This window comes from Centipeda periodontii DSM 2778 (assembly GCF_000213975.1).
In the GTDB taxonomy this organism is placed as follows: Bacteria; Bacillota; Negativicutes; order Selenomonadales; family Selenomonadaceae; genus Centipeda; species Centipeda periodontii.
Genome location: NZ_GL892076.1, coordinates 328,509 through 351,429, shown reverse-complemented (window position 1 = coordinate 351,429; position 22,921 = coordinate 328,509). Strand labels below are relative to the sequence as shown.

Here is a 22,921-nt window from a genome sequence, read left to right as displayed (position 1 = left end):
GATGCAGGAAATGAATGTAGCGCTTGGACAATGGGCTGGGCGGAGCAATGAGCTGCTTCAACGCGTGCGCGATGAATTCAAAGCAATTGACTATCGTGATTCTGCTCTGCCGCAGAGTATTTTTGCGGCGGACAAGCCCCTCAGCATCGTATTTGCGGGGCAGTACAGCGCGGGCAAGTCTACCATTCTCAAGGCGCTCACGGGCGTTGAGAATATTGCCGTCGGTGAGGGGATCACGACGCAGGTGGCACATACCTATGACTGGAACGGAATACAGGTGATTGATACGCCGGGGATTCATACGACACTGCGCCCCGATCATGATGAAATCTCGTATCAGGCAATGACATCGGCGGATATGCTTGTCTATGTTGTCACAAAGGAACTGTTCGATGACTTCATCGGGCAGAACTTCCGCAAGCTGCTCATTGATGCGGACAAGGCGGGCGAAATGATATTGGTCGTGAATAAGATGGCAGATGTCGGGAATACGCCGGAGCACCGCAGAATCAAAGAACAGGATTTAGAAAAGGTGACCCATCCGTATACGCCCAAGGATCTGCACGTCGTGTTCATCGATGCCGAGTCGTATGTGGACAGCCGTGACGAGACGGATGAGGAAATTGTGGCGGAGTTGGTTGAGCGGAGCAATTACGAAGAGTTTGTTTCTGTGCTGAACGACTTTATCCGCGAAAAGGAAATGCCATCGCGGATGACCACGGCACTCTACGAGATGGATGCGTGCATCCGTGATGCGATGAAGGAATATCAGCCATCCGTCGGAGACAACGATGTGGATGCCGTGGAGGAGCATCTGCGCCAAGAGCGTCATATTGTGCAGGCGAACCAGTGGCGGCTTGAGACGGCGGTTAAAGCGGCAATCGAAGATGCTGTTGCCGAGATTCATGACGTAGGGCGGGAGATTGCCAATGCGATCTATGACTATGACAGCGAAGATGCTGCGAACACGGCTCTTGAGGCTGCATATAACAAGGTTGAGCGCATTTCAGATGATTGCGTCAACCGTATTGAAAAGGAGATCGAGAAAGTCTCGCGCAGCGGCGGGGAGAAGCTCGATGCGTTCTATGGATCGGCATTTTCAAAGGACCTCGAATTCCGTTTGAACCCAAAGAACGGTGCAGAGAATCCTCTCGTCGAGAAAATCCTAAAGGGAGATTTTCTGGAGAAGGCAGGAAAAAATGTTGCAGACTATGCGCTGGCGAACCCCGGGGCAAACGGGTTGAGGCAGTTTGCGGGCGGGAATGCGCATGCGCTGGTAAAGGATATCGGACACTTCTTCGGGCATAATTTCAAGCCGTGGGAAGCGGTCAAATTTGCAAAGGGAATCAACGTCGCAGGGAAGGCGCTCGGTGTGTTTGGGGTTATCCTGTCCGTTGGGATGCAGGTCAAGGCGGACCGGGATGCGGAGCAGCTCGCACAGGATATGAGACAGGGACGGGAGTCCGTGCGCGGTGGATTCAGCCAAGCGGCGCAGAGCGTTTCGCGGCACTTCAGAAAGGCTCTTGCGAACTTGTTGGAGGAGAATTATATTGTGCCGATTCACCAGATAGATGTTAGGCTCGCTGAGATTGAAAAAATGCGTGCCGGGCGCTCGGCGACCTACGATCGACTCACAAATCTTCAGCAGGAGTGTCAAAATCTTATTTCAGACATTCACAGAGACGCAATGAGATACACTGAGATGAGAAAAGATGATGACAGATAACATGTGTATCTAAGGACTGAGGCGATGCAGATTTATGTGGATGCGGATGCGTCGGCGGTTCGAGGAGGGGTTCGAGGATCTGGTGATCTTCGCGCTGGAACAAGAAGGATAGGATTTTGACGGAAGTTGTGCAATAAGGAAGCGATACGTTCAACACTACCATCTTAGCGCATCTTTTTACCCGCATTTCGGCGGAAAAATCTGCACCAATCTGAGCGTCTATTTTATCAGTGAGTGATTCCTTTACTTGTTTGATGGAATGGAGTGATGGTGATGCCCTTCGTGGTTGTTTTTGTTCTTCCTTCGCTTTTTTGCTTGCTCGGCGAAGTTTATAAATCGTTTGGCTTCCTCGGGGTGTTGATATCCCTTGCGACGATTGTCCTTCTCCTTTGGATCATTGCCTTTCTGGAGATGAAGAGCGATGAGGCGGCGGAGCAATATAAGAAAAAATGTGAAATGAGGAACCAGCGTGGAACTTGACTACAAAGATAACAAGGGCTTTCGTCTGCTGCAGCTGTACGAGTGCCCGGGTCGGGGTGAGGTCGTCCGCAACCATCTTGACGCATCGAGGAGAAGCAGAGATTGAGGCGAACCTCCGGCAGAGGCATGTCGAAATCGACAACATGATTGCCGACAAAGAATTTGAGCGCAATCAAAAAGCGGTAGAAGCAATCAAGCAATATCAGGAGGATTTGAGCAAAGCAGCAGAGAAAATGTTCGAATGTATTGGATCGATGAATATTGAGTTGCGCATGCGGGCACACCGTATGTGTATGGAAATGGTAAATGAATATATTGCCATTCAAAATCGGGCGATGAATCAAATGTTTTCGAGAGTGAAACAAATTCAGGAGATTTTTCCGGAGGAGTGTTCGGAGCGTACCATGATGATAGAGGATGTGAGAGAGCAAGAACGTATGATTCAGACACGGGCGGGCGAGTTGATTCAAATCGTACAAAAAGATTTGGATCAGTTGGGGCAGAGCCTTGAAAAGATTAAAGAGCAAGCAACCTCCATGGTTGAAAAACATCTGTCGCCCCTGCGTGCGCGGGAATTATCGGGGGCTCTGCAATCTCCGAATGCGTACGAGATGAAACGTTTGCCTGAGTAATAGGTGCTTGAAATATTCTCTTTGCAATGCTATAATCAAGACACAAAGATATGAGGATGGTCGATCACCACCCGAGCACCAACAAAACGCCCTGCGGCTTTAGGCACCGCAGGGCGTTCGTGCGCTTTCGCAGCTTAGGCTTGCTGACAGGCGCAGAGATGGTTAGCTGTCGCGACGGCACAGCCGGTCATAGACGTATGCCGCCAATAGACTGGCGGCAAAGCCTACTCCGAAAGATACGAGAATGTCAACCAACCGAGTCACCTCCCTCCACCTATCGCGAGGGAAGCACTGATAAATTCAGCACCGCCATCTTGACGTATCTTTTTTGCCCGCACTTCGTCGGCAAATCCTCCACATAGCTTTGGCTATGCGTCCGGTTTGCCTCCTTGTTCGGACGAAAAAATCTACGCCAATCTGACGGACTTCATTTTATCAGCGATTCCCTAGATTTTGAGGTGCGACAGCAAAAACAGTATAGCATAGAAATTACGTAGGAGAAAGCGTGTTTGTATCACATGAAAAAACCACCCAAAATACGGGTGGTTTTTTCGTGTGCGCAAATACTCAGATTTCAGTGCGGAACTTGATCGCTTGGATGATGCCCGCATCGTCGATGTCGAAGGTGAGCGTGGCGGCTTTGTCATCAAACGCGTATGTGCAGGCGGTCGTGCCGTCCTCGTTTGTCTCGGAGAAGGAGGGTTCGCCGTACATCTCCTCGATGTCCTCGTAGCTCTTTCCGACACAGAGTCCGCTGAGGGTGCGGACGCTCTTCCCCATGATATCGTAGCTCGTTATGGTGAGGTTGCCCGCATCGCGCGTATCCTTCGCACCTGTCACGGCGCGGAAAATGAAGTGTTCGGCGTAGTTGAAGTCGAAGGTGATGAAGCGCATGCCGTCGCCCGAGAAGTCTTTCTTCTGATAGTCGTCCGCAAGCCCTGCGCGGACGATAGCCCTGCGGGCATCAGCGAGTGTGGCTTTGCGCGGTTCCAGTTGGTTCTGCCCGCCCGTAGCCGTATCATCCAGAACAAGTGTCGCCTCCCAATAGGTCATGCCGTGGGCAGATGCTGTCGCCGCACCGAGGAGGATGCCTGCGGCAAACAGGGCGGTGCAGAGAAGGCTGAGGAATCGTGTTTTCATGATAATCGCTCCTTTGTGATTGTTTTCATAGACGCTCAAGGCGTCCCTTGCCATTATGTCAGCCGTATCGCTACGAGCGCCCCTTCCACCGCTAGCGGTCATCGCTCCGCTGCGATAGGGTAGGCTAGAACTTTCCTCCTCCGCCGCCGTGGCTGCTGTCGCTGCTGGAGGTGCTGACGTTGGAGCCGGAGGAGGAAGAGGAGGAGGACTTCTCCTTGGTCTTGCGCGTGACGGTGGTGTAGAGGAAGTTGTCCTCGTCCTGCGTGAGTTGGAAGCTGTCGTGGTTCAGGTAGGCATCCGCCTCCGCCGCAAAGGTGACGTTGCTCTCGTACTCGTACAGCATATAGTAGATGGTGCCGCCGAGGATGAGCGCACAGGCGAGCGCGATGCCGAATGCCATGAGGTTAAAGGCGTTCGCGGGATCGTACGGTTTGCCTTCCTTCTCGTAGTAGGTCAGCATCTCGTCCGTGGTCTTTGCAAATGCGGTGAACGCGGCGGCGTACTTGTTCTCCTTGAGATCGGGCAGGAATTCGCCCGCAAGGTAGTCGATGCCCTTGCCGTCGGTGATGCGCGCACGCATCTTGTTGTCGGCGGAGATGTACCAGTCCCGCTCCTTCATCGAGAGGAGGAGGACGATGGTGCCGTTCTCGGCAGTCGCAATCTGGTCCACGACGTTGTTTGCGACCTTGTCGAGTGCCTGTTCGTTCGTCCCCTTCAGTGTGCCGATCAGGATGCGTACCCTGTGTGTTTCTTCGATCGCGGTGAGCCTTGCGTTCAGTGCAGTCTCCTCGCTGTCTGTCAGGATGTCCGCCTCGTCGATGATGCACTCTGCCTCAATCCCGTTCTGTGCCTTTGGCTGCTGTGTCTGCCGCGGCATGGCGAGAGCGATGGACGTGATGCAGAGGAGAAGGAGGAGGGCGAGGAGGGCGCTGAGGCTCTTTTTCGTTTTTGTAAGCATCGCTGCGCCTCCTTAATCCGACAGAACGAACTTCGCGAGGAAGTAGAAGATGGGGATGCTCACGATGGCGGGGATGACGGAGTAGAGCAGCACCTTCGCACGGTCGATGGGGACGGAGCCGACGACCTTGCCGGTCTGCCCATTCATCATAAAGGTGTAGGGCTTGTTCTGGTACTTCGTCGTGAGAATCCAGACGGGTGCCATGGCGTAGCTGACGGTGCCGTCCTCCTTGATAACGCTCGCCTCGCCGTCGAGGGAGCAACGGTCGTAGCCCTTGACTGTGCTCTCGAGGACGCCGACGGCGCTCTCGCGCACGCGCTTGTCGGCGCGTGGGACGCTCGTCTCGGCATCCACGTCGTATTTGTCCGCGATGTGCCCCGTGAAGTAGGCGGCGGAGAAGGGGACGAGTGCACTGTAGTCGAACGGCTCGATGCTTTCCATATATTTATCATCCATGCGCTTGCTGCCGTCGACGGGAATGCGTTCAAATGTCATGGAGCCGCTGCGCTCGCAGCTGTAGTGACTGGTCTCGGTGATGATCTCGTTCGAGGTCTCGCGCACGCTGTCGTTCTCCGTGCGGAATGTTGCGCTCGCGCGCACCTTCGAGTCGAACAGCCAGAAGGGGACGTACATGGACTGGATTTCCTTGATGCGGTTCTCAGAGGTGAATGCGCTCGGGAGGATGTATTTGCGCAGCCCCGCGCCGTAGAACTCCTTGAGTGCGGCGATGGCATCCTGCTTCGTCTTTTGGAAGGGGATGACGAAGTCGGGGCGCAGCATGCCGCCGAACTGGCTGGGGATCATGTTTGGGCTGCCGCAGTAGGCGCATTCGGTCGCCATGGTGTTGCCGTCGGAGACGAGTTCTGCGCCGCAGGAGGAGCAGGTCTGGATCTTCATCGTCTCGGCCTCGGCGGTGTCCCACTCACCGCCCGCTGCCTCGGTTCTCCACTTCGACTCTTCTGCTGCGGCGGCGAGTGCCGCCTTTTCCTGCTCTTTTTGAAAGAGATTTTCGACGGTTGCGATGTCAAGCTCGGTGTTGCAATACTCGCAGGTTACGTGGTCGTGCCCCGGCAGAAAGGAGAGGGGCGCACCGCAGTTGGGGCATTTGTAGCTGACGCTTGTATCTGCCATATCAGTCACCTCTCTTCTAACACGAAGGCTTACTGCTTATCGTTCTCGTCGAAGACATCGCCGCACTGCGGGCAGAACTTTGGTGGGTGGGCGGGATCGTCGGGTTTCCAGCCGCACTTGTCGCACACATAGAGTGGTGCGCCCGCCGGTTTCGGTTTGCCGCAGTTCGCGCAGAACCGCCCCGCGTTCGTCGCGCCGCACGAGCACGACCATCCCTCGGCGGACGGCTGCGGTTTCCCACACTCGGCACAGAATTTGCCGGTATTGCCCGTGTGTCCGCAGGGGCAGTTCCAACTGGCGGCGGGGGCGGGCTTTTGCTTGCCGCAGCCAGAGCAGAATTTCCCCGTGTTGCCCGTCTGTCCACAGCTGCACGTCCATCCTGCCGCTGCGGGCGCTGCCTGCGGCGGTGCAAGCGGGTTGCCCTGCGGAGCGGCTCCGCCCTGCGGACCAAACGCGCCCATCGCGCCCATGCCGGCATTTCCTGCCATGCCCATGCCCATGAAGCCGAACGCGCCGCCCATGCCCGCCTCGTTGCCGGCGGCGGTGCGCATGGCGTCCGCCGTGGCACCCGCGAGACGACCGGCACGCAGGTTCGGATCGCTCATGATTGCGCTGTCTTGGATCTCCTTGATGCGCTTCTCATCCTCTTCGTTCGCCTTGACGCTCGACACGCCGAAGGATACAATCTCGATGCCGCGCCGTTTGCCCCACTCCTCGGAGAGCTCCTCGGAGAGTTCGTTCCTGATGTCCTTCGTGTAGTTGATGAGCTGGGTGTAGCGGATGCCCTTTGCAGCGATTCGCCCGAACGCGGGCTGCAATGCGGTGAGGAGTTCGCTCTTGAGCTGCGAGTCGATTTCGCTGCGCTCGTAAACGCCCTCGATGTTGCCGCAGACGTTCGTGTAGAAGAGAATCGGGTTCGTGATGCGGTAGCTGTACTCACCAAAGCAGCGAATGTTGACGTTCAGCATATATTGACCGATCATGGTCTCAAACTGGATGGACTGCGCCGTCCCGTATTTGTTGCCCATGATTTCCTTCGTGTTGAAATAGTAGACGCGCTGATCCTTCGGCGCGTCGCCGCCGTATGTGAAACGTTTGCCGATGTTCTTGAGGACAGCCACGAGATCATTTGCGAGGTCACCGCCGAAGACGGTCGGCTCGGTGGAACTGTCGTAGGTGAACACACCGGGCTCGGCACAGATCTCGACAACCTTGCCCTGCTCGACGATGATCATGCACTGTCCGTCGTTGACGGCAATGCCGGAGCCGCTGCTGATGATGTTGTCCGTCGCGCTCGTGTTGGAGCTGCGCCTACCGACACGCTTCTGCCCCTTCGCAACAAGGGTGTCCTTATCGAGACTGTCGCAGTAGAAATATTCTTTCCACTGGTCGGCGAGTACTCCGCTGACGGAGCCGACTGCTGCTTGGATAAGCCCCATGGTATTTCCTCCTTTGCATAATAAACGCAAGCGTTTTGAAAGTTCTTCTATATTGTAACACATCACGAGAAAAAACATACTGTCATAAATGACAGGTTTTGTAAAAAATTTTTGAAAAAATTGGAATATGAGATATAAAAAGATGGGGCGTTCGTGCAACAGCCCCATCCTTTTATACCGTACCGCCCGTATAGCCGCGCTCGGTCGCCTCGACGGCGAGCCCGACGATGGTCTTGTAGCCCGTCTTGGAGAGGATGTTGCCGATGTGGAAGTGGACGGTGCGCTTCGTGATCCCGAGCTCGTCCGCGATCTCCTCGTATGTCTTGTCGTGACAGATGTGCTGCAGGATGGCGAACTCGCGCTTCGTCAGCGGGATGTTCGTGCCGCCGAAGGTGTACGTGCCGTGCAGGTCCGGGAAGATTTTTTTGCCGCGCATGGTCGCGCGGATGCAGGAGACAAACGCCTCGCCCGAGGATTCCTTGTAGATGAAGCTGTCTGCGCCCGCCTTCTTCGCCCACCCGAGGAAGGCAACCTCCTGCATGCCCGTCATGAGGACGACGCGCAGGTCAGGGAAACGCGCCTTGAGACGCTCGCAGATCTGAATGCCGCTCGTGCGTCCCTCCATGCAGATGTCCATGAGCACGAGGTCGGGGGCAAGGCGGCAGCACGCCTCCTCCGCGAGCTCCGAGAGGGTGCAGGTACCAATGATCTCGATGTCCTTGAGCGGGGCGAAGATCTGCACGAGTCCCTCGAGCAGGATCTTTTGATCGTCCACGAGAAGAAGTTTAATCATCCTTGTTTCTCCCCTATCTGTGCGTCCAGTTCAAAATGCGGTGAAGGTGTGATGAGCAGACGCCCACCGAGGTCGTTCACGCGGCGGATCATGCCGGTGAGCCCCCCGCCGGGGCGCAGTGTTCGGCAGCCGATGCCGTTGTCGCGGATGCGCAGGTGGCGCTCGGTGAGCGTGATGTGGATCTCGTTTGCGCGCCCGTGACAGACGGCGTTGCTCAGTGCCTCGCGGATGATGGCGGCAAATGCGTGTGCACGGCGCAGATTGCGCGGCAGATCACCCGTGCGGACGAGACGGATGCCGAGGCGCGTGTAGGTATCTGTCATATCGGCGAGAAGGGTGGCAGGGTGCGGCTCCTGTGTGAGCGGCACCGCATCGAGGAGGCTGTCGATCCGTACGATTGTGTCGAGTGCATCCTTTGGTGCGGGACTCGCGAGCAGCTGCTGGAGCATGCTGATGCGCTGACCGAGCACATCGTGGACACGCGAGGTGATCTCCTGCAGGGCGCGGTGCCGCTCGGTCTCCTCGAGGCGCGTCAACAGTTCCTTTTGTTCGCTCACCGTGGTGCTGAGGGCTGCGTTTTTCGCCTCGAGTTCCTGCGTGACGGCGTCCAGCTCCGTAACGCAGGAGGCGGTGAGCTGCCAGCCGTCGAGCCCTTCATGCAGATGCACGCGCTGCACGAGCCATGCGTCCCCCGCCGTAAAGCGAAAGAGCATGGCATCCGTGCGCGGCAGCTTCTCTGCAACCGAGGGCCTGTCAAACGCCATAAGCTCCTGCCAGAACACCTCGGCGTTCCGATACTGACGTCCGAAGAGACGCTCCATGAAATGCAGCATCGCGATGTTGACGAGGACGGCGCTGTGGTCGGTGCGGGCAAAGAGCAGCCCGTCGGGCAGGAGATCGAGTCCCGCGCGGATGGAGGCAACGGTCACTTCGTATGCGCGCCGTGCCTGTACGTGCCGGATGAGGAGCATCATACGTCCCGCGAGCAGTGCAAGGACGAGGAGCGCGGAGATGGGCAGAAAGCGATCAAAGAGCGGAAGGGAAAAGGCTCCCGCCGCAGCAAGCAGCCCTCCGCGCGTGGGATTTCGCCGCATGGAGAAGAGTCCCGCACAGATGGCGGCGAGTCCCGCTATGCAGCGTTCCTGTTCCAGCCAGTCGTACGGCGGCAGCCCCATCAGGAAGAGGTTCCATCCGCCGCCGAGGAGCAGGGTGAGGCAGAGGGTGACGGCAAGCGCCGAGAGCTCCGGCAGACTGCGGCGGATGCGATGACGGTCGAGGCGGACGGCACTCCAAAAGAGTGCGGCTGTCTCGGCGACAAGGACGAGACATGCAATGAGGACGAGGATGAGAATCGCCTCATAGGTGTACGATGTCAGTCGTTCCACGTCGGTGCCTCCTCTGTCTGCACACCTGCAGGTGTCTGCGTTCCGCCGCTCTGTTCCCGTTCCTTCCCGCGTGCGGGGTGTACCGTCAGGGAGAGCGCGTAGCCGCGATCACTGAGTGTGACCGATACGCTATGCTGCTCCTCCCAGTGTAGCGCCCACGGCGCAATCCAGTCCGCAGCTTCCAGCAGGAAGGTGACACTGTCATCGACAAAGCGGCAGAATACGTCCTCTGTCCCCACGCGGGCGGCATGTGCAAGGAACTCGGTGAAGAAGTCAAAGAGAGCGAGCGCCGTCCCCGTGTAAAGGAGCTGCGGGAGGCTCCACTCTACGCCGACGCGCAGCCCGAGTGGGCGCAGATAGGCACAGATCTCCGAGATCGCCATCGAGAGCTCGTCTGTGCGAATGTGATCGTCCTCCTGTCCCTTGAGGAAGAGTACGCAGCGCTTCTTGAGATAGGAGGAGAGGAGATTCAGCCGACGGATGATGCGGGTGACGTCCGCCTCGTCCTCCGCTGCCATCAGCTGTTCACGATAACCGCGCAGGAGCGGGCGCTTCGCCGCAAGGATCGCCTCAAGCTCCTCGGAGAGATGCCGCTTGAGTGTGAGGTGGAGCAGCTGCTTGCGGATGGAGTGCTCCGCACGCAGGAGATCGCGGGAGCGGCTCAGGGCTTCGCGTGTGAGTGCAAGCTGCCGCTGCCGCTCGTGCAGGAGAGAGAGATCCTCCTGCCAGAGGAGCGCACCGCCGTCCAGTTCCATGCGGGATTTGCGGATGTCGCGTTCCGCTGCGCGCGGCACAGCGGCAGAGGCAAAGACCGTTCGTCCCGCCGCATCCGTGAGCTGCATCGCGAGACGCGCATGGGTGAAGAACGCCTGATGAAGGAGGTTCGACGGCATGAGCCCCGTACGCAGGCACAGCTCGATGAGGAGCAGGAAAAAGAGTGCCGTCATGACGGTAAGCTCCGGCCATTGTACCCACGCTACATATTGATAGGCGATGGAGTACACAATAAAGAGAATGAAGAGCACGAAGGGCAGTACCATCGCAGGGCGCAGCACCTGCTGGAGCTTTGCCTTTTCGAGAAGGAGGAGGAGCGCCGCGAGGATTTCGATGAACCAGAGCGTCCAGTAGGCATAGGCGCCCCATGCCAGATGATCCGACCACTCCTGCAGTTCGATGTCCCACGTGAAGTAGAAAAAGTGATGATGCAGATCGTTGCAGAGGATGAGCACAGCGAGGAAGAGGTTGACGCCGAGGATCGCCTTCAGCCACGGCGGCATTGCGCGGTCGAGTACATCCTCGTCCGACGCCCATGCGATCCACAGGAGTGCAACCGAAAGTCCGCCGCGGAACACGTAGTAGAGATACCAGAGCATGTGCTCCAGTGCATCGGCATGTACGGGCGTGAGTATCTTTGCCGCGCGGTCCAGCTCCCAGAGGACGAGCATGGCGATGAGGAGCAGGACGGCGCGCCGCGTGCCGTAGTGCAGCACGCGATGATGAATCGAGGCGCCCCAGAAGACCGTCACGATGAGGGCGCAGATGAGGATGACAAAACGTTTGTACGGCTCTGTCGGCGCAAGGAAGGGGCGTTCCTGAATCTCCGCATGGTAGCGTGCATTCGTTGCACGGAGGCTGTACAGGAAATCGGGCGGCAGTGCACGGGCAGGTACAGCACCGGCGGAGACGGGCGGATAGCCCGCTGCCGACAGACTCTCGGGCAGGGTATCGGAGAACGTGATGGGCGTTCGTGAGAGCAGCCCCTTTGTAAACGAGAGCGTCCCATCGGCAGGCTCGATAATCCGCAGGCGTGCGCCGCGCCGAATGAGGCGATCTGCCTCGTGGGCAAAGAGCACGTAGACATCGCGCATGTCTCTGTCGGCAAAGACGCCGCGCAGCCCCCGATGTACGGGATAAAAACGGAGCCGTTTCTTGTCCTTCATCCGCGCGAGTCGGGCGAATGAAGTCTCTGTGTCGGGCCCCATCCGCTGCGCGAGCGTCAGGAAAAAGATCTCGCGCTCGGGTGAGTTGTCGGGCAGGACGATGGTGACGCCCTCCCTGAGATCTGTCCAGCCCCGCACAGATACGGGCGCATCCTCATGCATGGCAAGCACGATTGTTGCCGTGAAATGCGGGTACCAGTAAAGCTCCTCCGACGTTCCGTGACGGTAGTGATCCGCCTCAAAATCGTAGACCTCGATCGCGTCCACACGACGATCCTGAAACAGTTCGAGCCGGTTGCGTGTATATCCTCGCGCCTCTGTCGGCTCCGCGCACGCATTGCGCAGAATGTTCACATATGCCGTGCCATAGTTGCGGTCATAGGCAATTGTGAGTGCCGATGTAGAGGCGGGGATGAGGAGAACGCAGAGGAGTGCGATCAGTCCACAGGCGAGGAACCGTGCCCTATGCAACCGCTTCATCGCCACCCCTCCCAATATACATATTTGAATTTGTATTATTTCGATGGAAATGTAAGAGATTCCTTGAGAAAAAAGTCCTAGCTACAGAAGTTCTAGAAGAGTTTAAATAAATTTTTTCCTATCGGATTGGTATCTTTTATGATAAAATAAAATCAGTTTGATTCATGTGTGAATGATCTGTGAAGATGTGGATCGGATGGGAGGATTTTTGTGCGACGAATCGATCGACTCGTACCCATTATGCTGCTCTGTGCACCACTTTCCTGTGCTGCGGCAGAGACGGCTCCTGCCGGCGAGGAAAAGCTTGCCGTGCAGGGATAGACGGCGGACGCAGCCGCATCTGCTCCTGCCGCTGCCGCAAAGACGCCGCGCATCGAATTCTGGGGCGACTACCGCTGGCTCTACGGCAAGGCGCGTATGGAACTGCCGTCCGTGGGGAAGAAGCAGGATGTGTACCTCTCCACGCGCCGCTTCCGCATTGCTCCGACCATTCATCTCGGGGAAGGGTGGAGCGTCAGCGGCATGCTCGAGGATATGCGCTATGACAAGGACACGATCGCGGGCGCACATCGGAATGACCATCACCTCTACCTCTCGCGCCTCTACGTTGAGCACGAGAACGCACATGGGGTGCGCATTCGCGCGGGCAGATTCATCTTTACGCCGATCGAGGGCAATGTCTTTGACAAGCGCGTCGAGGGCGTGCGCTGGCGTCACGGTGACAAGAGTGTCGGCATGACCTCGATCTTCTACGGGCGCACCGTCGGACCGACGGGCAGCAAGCGGCGGCGCGGCGTCATCCTCGGCTATGAGCGGAACTGGACGAAGTGGATGGGCGGCGCGTTCTACTACGACCTCATGACGGAAGCGCCTGCCGTCACGATGGCGGAGCCGCGGAGAAATCCGCTCGCCCTACATAACGGCATCGACCGTCAGCGCGTTCTCGAACTCTTTGCGGGCTATCGCTTTGATCGTCACCGCAGCCTCGAACTCGAATATCTGCACGGTCGTGCACACACCGATCTCGACCGCTATGCGGACGTGGGGCGCGGATGTGTGGCGACGCTGCGCCTGCGCCCCTCGCCCGATGTGGAGCGAGCGGGCGACTACGGCGCGTGGATCGCGTACTATCATCAGCCGCGTGCGACCTACCTCCATCACACGATGGACGGCGATCCGCATTTCTTCGGACGTGCGGGCTTTCGCGGCTGGGGCGCGCGTGCCGACATCGTGCTTACACGCGGACTCGTGCTCGCCGTCGAGGGATACGACCTGCGCCCCGCCCGCTCCGGCGCGCCGCTCTTTATGGGGCGCACGTATGACGGCGCACGGCAGAAGGTACTCGGGATGAGTTTGACGGCGTACTTTTGAAAAATTGTTTACGCTGTACTGGAAAATTGATATAGAGGCGACACGTCCGCTGCATCATGCCGATCTCAGTGAGGCAGAACTCGAACGCGAACTGGAAAAAGGGCTGGAAGATCTTGCGGCGGGCAGAGTCCGTCCGGCGGAGGAAGTTTTTGCGGCAATGCGGGAAGCTGAGATATCCCGTATCCCAAGCCTCCCCTGCCAAGGCGGGGGAGGTGGCACGCGTTAGCGTGACGGTGGGGGCGCTTTGAGCGATGGATGACACCTTTCATCGCGTGAACATAAAGAACAGGTCTGTAAAGCAATATTTGCTTCGCAGACCTGTTTTGCTGTTTTTTGATTTACTCCATCGGATACGCCGCCGTAAAGAGGCGCGGTGCATCCTGCCGCGCAATCGTGAGGGTGAATGCACCCGCTGCGTAGGAGGCGAGCACGGAGTCCGGGTAGTAGATCACGAGACTCCCGTCCGCTGCCATGTACCAGCAGAACGACGAAAGCCCCTTCTCTGCCGGATGCTGCATGAGAAGCACCTCCATGACACCGTGCGGGAAATCCCGCTCCACTGCCGCGGGATACTGCGTCTGGAATGCCGCTTCGAGTGCGGCGATCAGGAGCGTTCGGTTTGTGACGACCTCATCGAGCGCGATTTGCCGCCCCGTTTTCCGATCAAAGGTATACGCATTGACATGGGGGATGGAATGCGCGCCGCCCGCATACGACGACCCCTCCATAAAGAACGAGATGAGTTGCTCATCGACCCGTCCCCACCGCGAAATCGGTGTGATGTCGCTGTAATAGAAGGGGAGCTCGTACCCGTCCCTGCGCGCTTCCTCGCTGTAGGTGCGGATCGGGCTGTGCCATGCGTCCATGCTCCGCTCCACAGACCACTCGCTCAATGCCTTTGCCAGCGGCGATGTGTCGTCATTCGCGAGCTGAAGCTCGGGATAGACGGCATGGTAAGCCTTGACCTCGTTCGTGTCGTAGACCGTCAGGATATGATCCATGACCGTGAGCCACGGGACGGGGGACTCCACGGAGCGCTCCCAGTCCCGCGCCTCCCTGTCCTGCACCCCCTCCAGGGACTGCGGCGGCTGTGTGTACTGCTCCGCACGATCCCCCGGTATGCCTTCTGCCGCCGAGAGAGGAGCACAGAGGAGAAGAGCGGGGAGGAGGATGGATAGAAATGATTTGATGTTCATAGGACATTACCTCCGTTCAGATTACATTTATCTTAGCATAGAAAAAGCTCCTTGTGACCTGTCACAAATGACAGGTTTTTGAAAATTTTTTTGCAAAACCTGTCATTTACTACAGTACGCTTTCATATCGTTTTGTTTTATAATAAGAAAAGTGAACTGCGCAGGTTCATTTGTTTCAAGCAACCCGTTGTCGATCTGTAAAGGAGATGATGTACAATGAAACGGGCAGCAAAGGTGATGGCGCTGGTTTTCACACTGATGCTGGCGATGTCCTCCATGACGTTTGCCATGTGGAGCGGCACAATCAGTCAGAGTGACTTCCAAAACCATGTGAAGTCGGGCAAGTTCGCGATCTTCATTAAGGAGGGCAGCACGATCAAGATGTTCGAGCCGAGCTCGCCGTCGTCGGCGGTCAGCGAGTTCCGCAGCGCACTGCCGAGCGGCAGGCACGATGTCTATACGGGCAACATCGCCGTGCGGGACTACCTCGAGGAGTATGGGTACTACGATAACTACTACAGCGGTGTGGATATCGGTGGTGGCGCGCGTGCCCATCGCTTTACTGCGTGGGAGAAGATGTGAGCGGAGTACTGAAAGCGCTATGAACTCCTGCTAGGCACACAAAAATGGCTGCTGTGCGAAGGGAAATCCTTCATCACAGCAGCCGTTTTCTTATGCCGTTGGGTGGATTACTTCTCGTGCAGCCAGATGGAGCGGATGCCGGGGCTGTGCTCGGCGCAGATGTAGAACGCGAGCTGTGCCGTTTCCCCGTCGTAGAAGTAGCCGCAGACGGGCGGGGCGTTGTTGCTGCACTTCGGCTTTGGCAGATAGCCGTATGCCGCCTCGAGATCCTCTCGCGTGCTGTCAAGATGGATGCCGCGCGGCGTCTCGAGGCTCCGCGACTCATCGGACGGCTCCGCGTTGTACTCGTTTACATCGTTCACGCCAAGATGCACGCTGATGACGTGCCAGCCCATGTCCGAGCTGCGGTACGTCACGCTGAGCGACGCACCGTAGTCAATGACGTGTATGCCGACATCCTCGCCGTTCCACACGTCCACGCCGTCCGCGACGCGATTGCCTTTGCCGTAGAGCGCCTCGACCGCGGCACGCGTATCGCCGATGCGGATGCTGCCGAGCGCCATATCCTCATCCGTGATTTCCGCCGCGCAGAGGGCGGCGGGGAGAAGGATGAGTGCGAGGATGGCGGCGCAGAGCAATGATTTGATCTTCATGGAAGACACTCCTTTCGCTCCTACAGATCCATACGACAGAACTTCATCTTTTTCATTTAAGGAAGCACTGATAAATTCAGCACCGCCATCTTAGCACATCTTTTTTGTCCGCTTTTCGTTAGCAAATCCTCCACATAGCTTTGGCTATGCGTCCGGTTTGCTGCCTCAATCGGACGAAAAAATCTGCGCCAATCTGACGGACTTCATTTTATCAGCGATTCCTTAGAAATCCTCCTTTGTGCAGATGGAAAAATGCGAGAATTCGATTGATTCTATCTTAGCATAAAAAAGATTGTTTGTGACCTGTCATAAATGACAGGTTTTCGGAAAAATTGAAATCTTTTTGTTTGATCTGTCCTATATAACAGTATGCTTTCCTCTGCCTTTCGGTTATAATAAAGGGAGCACGGATGAAATAAGGGAACCACTGATAAATTCAGTACCATCATCTTAGCGCATCTTTTTTGCCCGCTTTTCGTCGGCAAATCCTCCACATAGCTTTGGCTATGCGTCCGGTTTGCCTCCTCAATCGGACGAAAAAATCTACGCCAATCTGACGGACTTCATTTTATCAGTGGTTCCTTAGTCTACGAAAGATCTTGCAAAAACAGGAGGTGTAGGATGAAACAATTGTTTTTGCTTGCCCTATGCGCACTTATCCTGCTTGTGGGGCAGGGCACAGGGGCGGCACAGGATGGTGGGATGTCCGACGTGCCGCAGCTTGAGCGGTTCGCGGGGACGTGGTATGACGCGGACGGCAGGGAGGTTGTGACGATTGGGGACGGCAGGATCAACGGATGTCCTGTCATCGAGGCCAGTTCCTTCGTGGGCAGCGCGGCATGCGGTGCCGGTGCCTTTCGGATCATGGAGGCGGCGGGACCGCGCAGCATACAGATCGGATGGACGAACTTTGGGGACGATCAGTATTTCATCACGGTTGACGGCGGCGAGGGACTTCTGCGCGGGACGCCGACCTACTACGAGACGGTCGGCGGCGTTGCGCCCGGCATGCGCATGCGCGATGTGACGCAGCGTTTTGGCACGGAGGTCAAGCTGACGACGGAGGCGCCCCTCACAGCAGGAGGGCGCACCTACTCCTACGGCTCCTATTACCCCGCGCAGAAGGTTCTGGTTTGCGCGCAGTCCGGCATGGTGACAACCATCGCCCTCCTGCCGGGCAGCCCGCTGCATTTTGACCGTTCGGGGCTTACCATGGACAGTTCCCTTGAGGAATTCGCCCGTGCCTACGGTCTGAGGCGTACGCCGCAGGAGCAGACAGAGCGCTCCGTCGCACCCGCATACATCGGGCATGGGCAGACCCTCCATTTTGGCAAAAACCGCAGCTTTGTCACGCTCACGCTTTACGATACGTGACAAAAATCATCGGTAGAATTTCGATCAGAGGATGATGTGGATGAAGAAGTCACTGCTGTGCATCATGGCTGTATTTCTTGTGCTCATTTCCGGCTGCGGGGAGAAGCGGACTGCGGAGGTGACCGGCTCGCAGATGGTCTGCGGCTCGCACGACTATGAATGGATCAACCCGCTGCGCGACGCGTATGGAGAGATCGACCCGCTGCTCTTTGACGGACTCATGCGTCGCGACGGTACGGGGGCGACGGTTCCTGCGCTCGCGGAGTCGTGGGCGTATGATGCGGCGACGCACACCTATACCTTTCATCTCCGTGCGGGTGTGACGTGGCACGATGGGGAACCCCTTTGTCCGGACGATGTGAAGTTCACCATCGAGGCGATTCTCGATCCGAAAAATAGATCCCTGCAGCGCCCGTATTTCGAGGATGTGCGCGAGATCACTGCGGTGGATGAGCGAACCGTGCGCATCCGTCTTGCCGCGCATAACGAGGCGTTCCTCGACTATATGACGCAGCCCATTCTGCCGGCGCACCTCTTGGCGGGCAAGGATCTCACGAAAACGGGATTCTTTCGCCATCCGATCGGGACGGGACCGTACCGAATCGAGAGTTGGGAGGCGGGCAAGAAAATTGTCCTCGTGCGGAATGAGCACTACTATCGCGGTGCGCCAAAGATCGAGCGCGTCATCTTTCGTGTGACGGCGAATGACGACGACGAGGCGGCAGGACTCGCGGACGGGGAGATCGACATGGCGCGCCTCACTCCGAAAAATGCCGATGCCTTTGCCGGAAAGAGCGGCTTTCGCTACTATGACATGAAGACGACGGACTACCGTGCCATCCTGTATAACTTCAAACATCCCTACTGGCAGCGGAACCGTGACCTCATTCCTGCGATCTCCTGTGCCGTCGACCGAGAGGCGATTGTCCGCGATGTCCTGTTCGGACAGGGAATTCCGGCGTACGGCCCCTTGCAGAGGAATCGTTACAACAACCCGAACATCGAGCACTATGACTACAACCCGGCGAAGGCACGGGCGCTGCTTGAGGCAGCGGGCTGCACGATGGGGGCGCACGGGTACTACGAGCGCGGCGGAGAGGAAGTCGGATTCGTCCTGTCCGTGCAAAATGACCGATTCGGACGGTTTGAAATCGTGACGGCAGTAGCAGAGCAGCTGAATGCGGTCGGCATTCACTGCACCGTTGAGCAGCCGGCGCAGGTGGACTGGGATGGGCAGATGGCGTATCTCATCGGCTGGGGCAGCCCACTCGACGCAGATGCACACACATACAAGGTGTTCGGAACGAAGCAGGTCGTCAACGAGGGACACTATGCGAACCCGCGCGTGGACGCCTATCTCACGGCGGCGCGGCAGACGAGCGATCCCGCCGAGCGCATGCGCCTGTACGGACTCTTTCAGGAGGAACTGGCAAAGGATCCGCCGTATACCTTCCTCTGCTACGTTGATTCCATCTATGTGACAAATACGCGCATTCACGGCATCACCGAGGATATGCTGCTCGGACATCGCGGCAGCGGGATCTTCTGGAACGTCAACGAGTGGACGGTGGACTAGGGACTGGTCGATCGCGTTTGAGCACCGGGATGACAGCGGGCGTAACGATACCTCTGACATAATGACAAGGGCGTTGTACGAAGTTTTTAGCTTCGTGCAACGCCCCTTCTTATGTATCAGGAACCGAATCCGAACAGTCCGCGCAGCCTTTGTCCGAATGACTTTTCCACCGCCGCATCGAGCGGAATGGTACGGTGCAGGAACGGCGAGCCGACGCGTTTGACCGCAACGGGAGGCGTGCGCACCGTGTGCTCGTTCGACATCGCCCTTGGATGGGACGGCGCGCGCACGACGTAGCGCTCCTCCCTGTCATACTGATAGAAGAATGCGGCGGACTTGCCCGTTTGTCCATTCACCGCGATGCGCACCTGCCGTGTCTTTTCGCCGTCCTCTGCGCGCCGATCCAGATAGTAGACGGGCAGGAGGAAAGTCGCGCTCTTGTGCTTGCGAAAATCCCGTCCCCAGCGCATGATCTCCGCCTTCGTCAGTGCGAAGCTGTCCTTCAGATCGGTGACAAGCCGCTCCGCGAGCAGGTTGTCGATCACATCTGCGCGTGAGGCGTTGTTTGCCGCCGCCGCAACGCGGAAGATCCCCTCGGCGAAGGCGGGATCGAACGGTGTCACCGCGCCGAAATCCCACGGGTCGAGCCGATCGAGCAGGTGGATGTCATAGAGCGTCGTGTCGGGACACGCCCAGTTTACAATCTCCTCGTACGCCTCGAAATCGCCGCGATTGCTGTGAACGGACATCTTGACACTGAGGTCGGCGAGCGAGAACGGGATGTAGACCGCCGTCATCTCGGTGCGGATGCGCCGCTCGATGTCCTGTCCCACGAACTCCTGCGGGAATTTTTGTGAGAGAATCCGCGCGGCGTTCTGCGCCTGCGTCATCGTCACGGCGAACGGAATCGCCTTCCCGGGCACATTCTCCGCGCCGACGCCCATGATGAACGCGCGCCGATACGCGCCGGGACGGACGAGCTCCTCGTCCTCGAACGTGTTGTTGCAGTAGCCGCACGTGAAGAAATGCTGCGTCGACTCTCCCGTGAACTCTCCGCCGCAGAAGGGACAGACGAACGTGAGCTGACAGACGCCCGCAAACGCCTCCACCGTCGTATCGTCCCAGAGCGCGAGCTTGCCCGCGACGCTCTTTTGGCGGTATTTTTGACTGAGAACCCGCTCGTTGTGCGGGTCGACACCCGTCATCACCTCGACGTGCCCCAGCTTCATCGCGCCGTCTATGACCTGCACCGGTTTGTGACGGAATGTGATCGGCGACGCCCAAAAGACCTGTTCGTTCGTCCACGGAACCGACGTGCCGCAGAACGCACAGACATATGCCGCCGCCTTCGGATCCGAGTACATCGCTCCGCCGCAGCTGCGGCACTGGATCGCGCGAACCTCCTCCGGCATGAGGATCACCTGCCTTTCGATGATAGGAACTGGACGTGTTTCCTCCATTCTATCATGAAAGGAATTATTTGTGACCTGTCATAGATAACAGCTTTTTAGAAAAATTTTTGAAAAATATGCGAGATCCTTGTGTTATACTTTTTATATTGAAAAAATACGAGTATTTTGAGAGGAATGATGATGTTGGAGACAAATGCATCGAAGAATGAGATTGTCTATTTTGTGGGTGATATTACGACGCTCGCCGTAGATGTCATCGTAAATGCGGCGAATCGGAGCCTCCTCGGCGGCGGTGGCGTTGACGGGGCGATTCATCGGGCGGCGGGCAGGGAGCTCCTCGCGGAGTGCCGTACGCTTGGCGGCTGCGCAACGGGCGCGGCAAAGATCACGAAGGGATATCGTCTGCCCGCGCGTTATGTGATTCATACGGTCGGACCCGTCTACAGCGGCAGCGCATCCGATGCGGAGCTCTTGCGTTCCTGCTATCGGAGCTCCCTTGAACTCGCACGGGCACGCGGGCTGCATACCATCGCGTTCCCTGCCATCTCGACCGGTGTCTACGGCTACCCGAAGGAGGCGGCGGCAGAGATCGCCCTCATGACGATTCGGGAGTGGTTTGACGCGCATCCGGATGCGGGCATGCGCGTGACCATCGTGAGCTTCAGCGCGCAGGATGATGCGATCTATCAGAACCTACAGAGGGCGCTCCGGTAAAAATGTGCAGGGCGAAATGATATTGTCAAGAACATATTGCAGTACCAACAATCGAAGCCCAAAAACGCATTGCTGATATCCTCGACCGTTTCGATGCGCTCACGAGTGACCTCACGCAGGGGCTTCCCGCCGAGATCGTCGCACGCAAGAAGCAGTATGAATACTATCGCGACAAACTCCTTACGTTTCGACGGAAGGGGGCATGACCTCTTTTGTAACTTGTGAAGTTCAAAGATGGTTTTGCAAGGTTCATGCAGAAAAACAGCGCCGTATATTTTTACCTGTTCTCCAAAGGCTTGGTATTACTGGATATTTGCGAGTGGTAAGCCGTTGAAAGGCTTATTCAAGAACTTGTAAGGTTACACTTTATTACAGAATGGAGGTCTGTTATGCCTGTAAGCTCTGCGATCAATCGGATGCTGACATTGGACTATATTCTGCATGAGAAGGAGAATAAATATTTTGATTGTAAATCGGCGCAGATTAAGCCATCCGATCTTGCACCACTCATTTCTGCCTTTGCAAATGCAGACGGCGGAACGATCGTGATTGGTGTCAGTAATACGACACGCACACTGGAGGGCGTCAATTTTGTCGGGCAGGATAGAATCAATGACTTTATCAGTGCCCCCAAGGATTTCTGCCGTCCTATGCCGCGCTATCAAAAAGAGTTTCTCGATGTTGTGAATGTAAATGGAGCAGCAGATCGCCTTCTTCTGCTTCACATCCAAGAGAGTACAGGGCAGATTGTTCGCAATATACAGGAGCGGGTATGGCTCAGGATTGCCGACCGAACGAAGGAACTGCATGGTGATGACCTCAAAAATCTGGAGTATGCAAAAAGCACGCGCTCGTTTGAGGATGAGCCGAATTGGGATGCCCGCATTGAGGATTTGGATGCCGGACTTTTGGATCAGTATAAAGCCGTCATTGGCGCGGCAGAGCAGTCATCTTTGCAGGTTCTGCGGGCGCGTGGATTTGTTAAACGTGCTCAGGAAAAAGAGTATTTGTCGAATGCGGCGGTACTTCTTTTCGCAAAGAATATTGCACAGTTCTATCCGAACTGTCGTGTTCGTTTTCTGCGCTATGACGGGACGTATGCAGGTGTTGGGACAAAGATCAACATTACGCGTGATAAAAGCATTGAGCTTCCTTTGCTGCGTATTATTGAAGAGACAAAGAGTTTTATTGCAACCCAGCTTCGTGAGTTTATGATGTTTGATGTGTCCAGCGGCAAGTTTCAAAGTGTTCCGGAGTACCCCGAATTTGCATGGCTGGAAGGAATTGTGAATGCAGTTACACATCGGGAATATGCAATGAGCGGCAGTTTCATTAAGGTTACGATGTATGATGATCGATTGGAGATTGAGAGTCCCGGCAGATTGCCCAATATTGTTACGATCGAGAACATCAAGGAGACACGCTACTCCCGTAATCCGCGTATCTCTCGTGTGTTGACTGAGTTTGGATGGGTGAGGGAACTCAATGAAGGAGTCAATCGAATCTATCAAGAGATGGCCGACTTTTTTCTCGATGAGCCTGTCTATACGGAGTCGAAGGAGAATGTTCGCCTGGTTCTCACAAATAATATCTTGATGCGGCAACGGCGGCAGGAGCTGCACACCATCGATCATGTTGGAGCACCTGCATGGGACGGATTGGATCATATACAACAGCAATTACTCACCTATATTATCAATCATGGCCCCGCAAGGCGTTCGGAGCTTTCTGCATATACGAAACGTTCATCAGGTACGATTCTGAAAAGACTCAACACCCTGATCGATATGGAGTTGGTGAAAGCAAATGGAGGGAAATATGATCCCAATCGTACCTATGAGGCAATTCTTCCGAAAGGTAATTTGTAAGGTAAAATGAAAAATGTGAGGTAAAAAGTCCATTTTGTAAGGTTTGATGGAAAAACGCTGTTTTAGACGCA

General features: G+C 56.5%; 22 protein-coding genes. 11 read left to right on the top strand and 11 right to left on the bottom strand.

The genetic code is table 11. The annotated features are described in order from the left end of the window. Position 1 precedes the first annotated feature (1 nt). From HMPREF9081_RS01550 to HMPREF9081_RS01540, 3 genes are all read left to right on the top strand, one after another. Positions 2-1,726, top strand: a complete 1,725-nt coding sequence (locus tag HMPREF9081_RS01550; protein WP_040394221.1) for a GTPase domain-containing protein — start codon at positions 2-4, stop codon at positions 1,724-1,726. 273 nt (positions 1,727-1,999) lie between these two features. Further along, positions 2,000-2,206, top strand: coding sequence for an esterase (locus HMPREF9081_RS01545; protein ID WP_245529833.1), 207 nt, complete (start codon positions 2,000-2,002; stop codon positions 2,204-2,206). 143 nt (positions 2,207-2,349) lie between these two features. Next, positions 2,350-2,838 (top strand): hypothetical protein, encoded by a 489-nt coding sequence (locus HMPREF9081_RS01540; protein WP_154647270.1) that lies wholly within the window; start codon positions 2,350-2,352, stop codon positions 2,836-2,838. Positions 2,839-3,405: 567 nt separating this feature from the next. Here HMPREF9081_RS01540 and HMPREF9081_RS01535 read toward each other — a convergent pair. The 7 genes from HMPREF9081_RS01535 to HMPREF9081_RS01505 all read right to left on the bottom strand — a co-directional run bounded on the left by HMPREF9081_RS01535 (position 3,406) and on the right by HMPREF9081_RS01505 (position 12,104). Next, entirely contained in the window at positions 3,406-3,978 is a 573-nt protein-coding gene (locus tag HMPREF9081_RS01535) for a hypothetical protein (RefSeq protein ID WP_040394217.1), read from the bottom strand. A gap of 124 nt (positions 3,979-4,102) precedes the next feature. Further along, complete coding sequence (locus tag HMPREF9081_RS01530) at positions 4,103-4,936, bottom strand: TPM domain-containing protein (protein WP_006305148.1); 834 nt, start codon at positions 4,934-4,936, stop codon at positions 4,103-4,105. 12 nt (positions 4,937-4,948) lie between these two features. Continuing rightward, positions 4,949-6,067, bottom strand: coding sequence for a TFIIB-type zinc ribbon-containing protein (locus HMPREF9081_RS01525; RefSeq protein ID WP_006305147.1), 1,119 nt, complete (start codon positions 6,065-6,067; stop codon positions 4,949-4,951). 29 nt (positions 6,068-6,096) lie between these two features. After that, positions 6,097-7,506, bottom strand: coding sequence for an SPFH domain-containing protein (locus HMPREF9081_RS01520; protein ID WP_040394215.1), 1,410 nt, complete (start codon positions 7,504-7,506; stop codon positions 6,097-6,099). Between the two features lie 172 nt (positions 7,507-7,678). Continuing rightward, complete coding sequence (locus HMPREF9081_RS01515; protein ID WP_006305145.1) at positions 7,679-8,299, bottom strand: response regulator transcription factor; 621 nt, start codon at positions 8,297-8,299, stop codon at positions 7,679-7,681. Next, positions 8,296-9,684: a sensor histidine kinase gene (locus tag HMPREF9081_RS01510; RefSeq protein ID WP_006305144.1), complete on the bottom strand. Its 1,389-nt coding sequence runs from the start codon at positions 9,682-9,684 to the stop codon at positions 8,296-8,298. The genes HMPREF9081_RS01515 and HMPREF9081_RS01510 overlap by 4 nt, the downstream gene beginning before the upstream one ends. Then, positions 9,672-12,104: a type 2 periplasmic-binding domain-containing protein gene (locus HMPREF9081_RS01505; RefSeq protein ID WP_006305143.1), complete on the bottom strand. Its 2,433-nt coding sequence runs from the start codon at positions 12,102-12,104 to the stop codon at positions 9,672-9,674. The genes HMPREF9081_RS01510 and HMPREF9081_RS01505 overlap by 13 nt, the downstream gene beginning before the upstream one ends. A gap of 417 nt (positions 12,105-12,521) precedes the next feature. On the opposite strand from HMPREF9081_RS01505, the gene HMPREF9081_RS01500 reads away from it, so the two are divergent. Continuing rightward, the gene (locus HMPREF9081_RS01500) at positions 12,522-13,475 is read left to right on the top strand and encodes a hypothetical protein (RefSeq protein WP_006305142.1); all 954 of its coding nucleotides are present in this window, start codon (positions 12,522-12,524) and stop codon (positions 13,473-13,475) included. Between the two features lie 4 nt (positions 13,476-13,479). Beyond that, complete coding sequence (locus HMPREF9081_RS14005; protein ID WP_006305141.1) at positions 13,480-13,701, top strand: hypothetical protein; 222 nt, start codon at positions 13,480-13,482, stop codon at positions 13,699-13,701. 112 nt (positions 13,702-13,813) lie between these two features. Here the strand turns inward: HMPREF9081_RS14005 and HMPREF9081_RS01490 are convergent, their stop codons facing one another. Continuing rightward, positions 13,814-14,671: an RsiV family protein gene (locus HMPREF9081_RS01490; RefSeq protein ID WP_006305139.1), complete on the bottom strand. Its 858-nt coding sequence runs from the start codon at positions 14,669-14,671 to the stop codon at positions 13,814-13,816. 216 nt (positions 14,672-14,887) lie between these two features. Between HMPREF9081_RS01490 and HMPREF9081_RS01485 the strand changes: the two genes are divergently transcribed. After that, positions 14,888-15,253, top strand: coding sequence for a hypothetical protein (locus tag HMPREF9081_RS01485; RefSeq protein ID WP_006305137.1), 366 nt, complete (start codon positions 14,888-14,890; stop codon positions 15,251-15,253). Between the two features lie 107 nt (positions 15,254-15,360). On the opposite strand, the gene HMPREF9081_RS01480 is transcribed toward HMPREF9081_RS01485, so the two are convergent. Both HMPREF9081_RS01480 and HMPREF9081_RS14275 read right to left on the bottom strand, forming a co-directional pair. Then, complete coding sequence (locus HMPREF9081_RS01480; protein ID WP_006305136.1) at positions 15,361-15,906, bottom strand: hypothetical protein; 546 nt, start codon at positions 15,904-15,906, stop codon at positions 15,361-15,363. A 56-nt stretch (positions 15,907-15,962) separates the two neighbouring features. After that, positions 15,963-16,076, bottom strand: a complete 114-nt coding sequence (locus tag HMPREF9081_RS14275; protein WP_245529910.1) for a secretion protein HlyD — start codon at positions 16,074-16,076, stop codon at positions 15,963-15,965. Positions 16,077-16,527: 451 nt separating this feature from the next. Between HMPREF9081_RS14275 and HMPREF9081_RS01475 the strand changes: the two genes are divergently transcribed. Further along, positions 16,528-17,280, top strand: a complete 753-nt coding sequence (locus HMPREF9081_RS01475; protein WP_006305135.1) for a hypothetical protein — start codon at positions 16,528-16,530, stop codon at positions 17,278-17,280. A 40-nt stretch (positions 17,281-17,320) separates the two neighbouring features. Next, positions 17,321-18,856, top strand: coding sequence for an ABC transporter substrate-binding protein (locus HMPREF9081_RS01470; protein ID WP_040394212.1), 1,536 nt, complete (start codon positions 17,321-17,323; stop codon positions 18,854-18,856). A 116-nt stretch (positions 18,857-18,972) separates the two neighbouring features. Here the strand turns inward: HMPREF9081_RS01470 and HMPREF9081_RS01465 are convergent, their stop codons facing one another. Continuing rightward, entirely contained in the window at positions 18,973-20,316 is a 1,344-nt protein-coding gene (locus HMPREF9081_RS01465) for a hypothetical protein (RefSeq protein ID WP_006305133.1), read from the bottom strand. Between the two features lie 132 nt (positions 20,317-20,448). Between HMPREF9081_RS01465 and HMPREF9081_RS01460 the strand changes: the two genes are divergently transcribed. The 3 genes from HMPREF9081_RS01460 (at position 20,449) to HMPREF9081_RS01455 (ending at position 22,850) form a co-directional block, all read left to right on the top strand. After that, on the top strand, positions 20,449-20,982 hold the full coding sequence (locus HMPREF9081_RS01460) for an O-acetyl-ADP-ribose deacetylase (RefSeq protein WP_245529831.1): 534 nt from the start codon (positions 20,449-20,451) through the stop codon (positions 20,980-20,982). Between the two features lie 35 nt (positions 20,983-21,017). Beyond that, positions 21,018-21,188, top strand: a complete 171-nt coding sequence (locus HMPREF9081_RS12920; RefSeq protein WP_280956280.1) for a restriction endonuclease subunit S — start codon at positions 21,018-21,020, stop codon at positions 21,186-21,188. A 210-nt stretch (positions 21,189-21,398) separates the two neighbouring features. Beyond that, the gene (locus HMPREF9081_RS01455) at positions 21,399-22,850 is read left to right on the top strand and encodes an ATP-binding protein (RefSeq protein ID WP_040395354.1); all 1,452 of its coding nucleotides are present in this window, start codon (positions 21,399-21,401) and stop codon (positions 22,848-22,850) included. Positions 22,851-22,921: the final 71 nt, after the last annotated feature.

What these genes read in the sequence shown, in the direction of transcription:
- HMPREF9081_RS01500 (WP_006305142.1), top strand. Translation starts at nt 12,522, where the DNA reads ATGGAACTGCCGTCCGTGGGGAAGAAGCAGGATGTGTACCTCTCCACG.
- HMPREF9081_RS01470 (WP_040394212.1), top strand. Translation starts at nt 17,321, where the DNA reads ATGAAGAAGTCACTGCTGTGCATCATGGCTGTATTTCTTGTGCTCATT.
- HMPREF9081_RS01505 (WP_006305143.1), bottom strand. Translation starts at nt 12,104, where the DNA reads ATGAAGCGGTTGCATAGGGCACGGTTCCTCGCCTGTGGACTGATCGCA.
- HMPREF9081_RS01490 (WP_006305139.1), bottom strand. Translation starts at nt 14,671, where the DNA reads ATGAACATCAAATCATTTCTATCCATCCTCCTCCCCGCTCTTCTCCTC.
- HMPREF9081_RS01465 (WP_006305133.1), bottom strand. Translation starts at nt 20,316, where the DNA reads ATGGAGGAAACACGTCCAGTTCCTATCATCGAAAGGCAGGTGATCCTC.
- HMPREF9081_RS01515 (WP_006305145.1), bottom strand. Translation starts at nt 8,299, where the DNA reads ATGATTAAACTTCTTCTCGTGGACGATCAAAAGATCCTGCTCGAGGGA.
- HMPREF9081_RS01550 (WP_040394221.1), top strand. Translation starts at nt 2, where the DNA reads ATGCAGGAAATGAATGTAGCGCTTGGACAATGGGCTGGGCGGAGCAAT.
- HMPREF9081_RS01525 (WP_006305147.1), bottom strand. Translation starts at nt 6,067, where the DNA reads ATGGCAGATACAAGCGTCAGCTACAAATGCCCCAACTGCGGTGCGCCC.
- HMPREF9081_RS01480 (WP_006305136.1), bottom strand. Translation starts at nt 15,906, where the DNA reads ATGAAGATCAAATCATTGCTCTGCGCCGCCATCCTCGCACTCATCCTT.
- HMPREF9081_RS01520 (WP_040394215.1), bottom strand. Translation starts at nt 7,506, where the DNA reads ATGGGGCTTATCCAAGCAGCAGTCGGCTCCGTCAGCGGAGTACTCGCC.
- HMPREF9081_RS01540 (WP_154647270.1), top strand. Translation starts at nt 2,350, where the DNA reads ATGATTGCCGACAAAGAATTTGAGCGCAATCAAAAAGCGGTAGAAGCA.
- HMPREF9081_RS01460 (WP_245529831.1), top strand. Translation starts at nt 20,449, where the DNA reads ATGTTGGAGACAAATGCATCGAAGAATGAGATTGTCTATTTTGTGGGT.
- HMPREF9081_RS01535 (WP_040394217.1), bottom strand. Translation starts at nt 3,978, where the DNA reads ATGAAAACACGATTCCTCAGCCTTCTCTGCACCGCCCTGTTTGCCGCA.
- HMPREF9081_RS01455 (WP_040395354.1), top strand. Translation starts at nt 21,399, where the DNA reads ATGCTGACATTGGACTATATTCTGCATGAGAAGGAGAATAAATATTTT.
- HMPREF9081_RS01475 (WP_006305135.1), top strand. Translation starts at nt 16,528, where the DNA reads ATGAAACAATTGTTTTTGCTTGCCCTATGCGCACTTATCCTGCTTGTG.
- HMPREF9081_RS01485 (WP_006305137.1), top strand. Translation starts at nt 14,888, where the DNA reads ATGAAACGGGCAGCAAAGGTGATGGCGCTGGTTTTCACACTGATGCTG.
- HMPREF9081_RS01545 (WP_245529833.1), top strand. Translation starts at nt 2,000, where the DNA reads ATGCCCTTCGTGGTTGTTTTTGTTCTTCCTTCGCTTTTTTGCTTGCTC.
- HMPREF9081_RS01530 (WP_006305148.1), bottom strand. Translation starts at nt 4,936, where the DNA reads ATGCTTACAAAAACGAAAAAGAGCCTCAGCGCCCTCCTCGCCCTCCTC.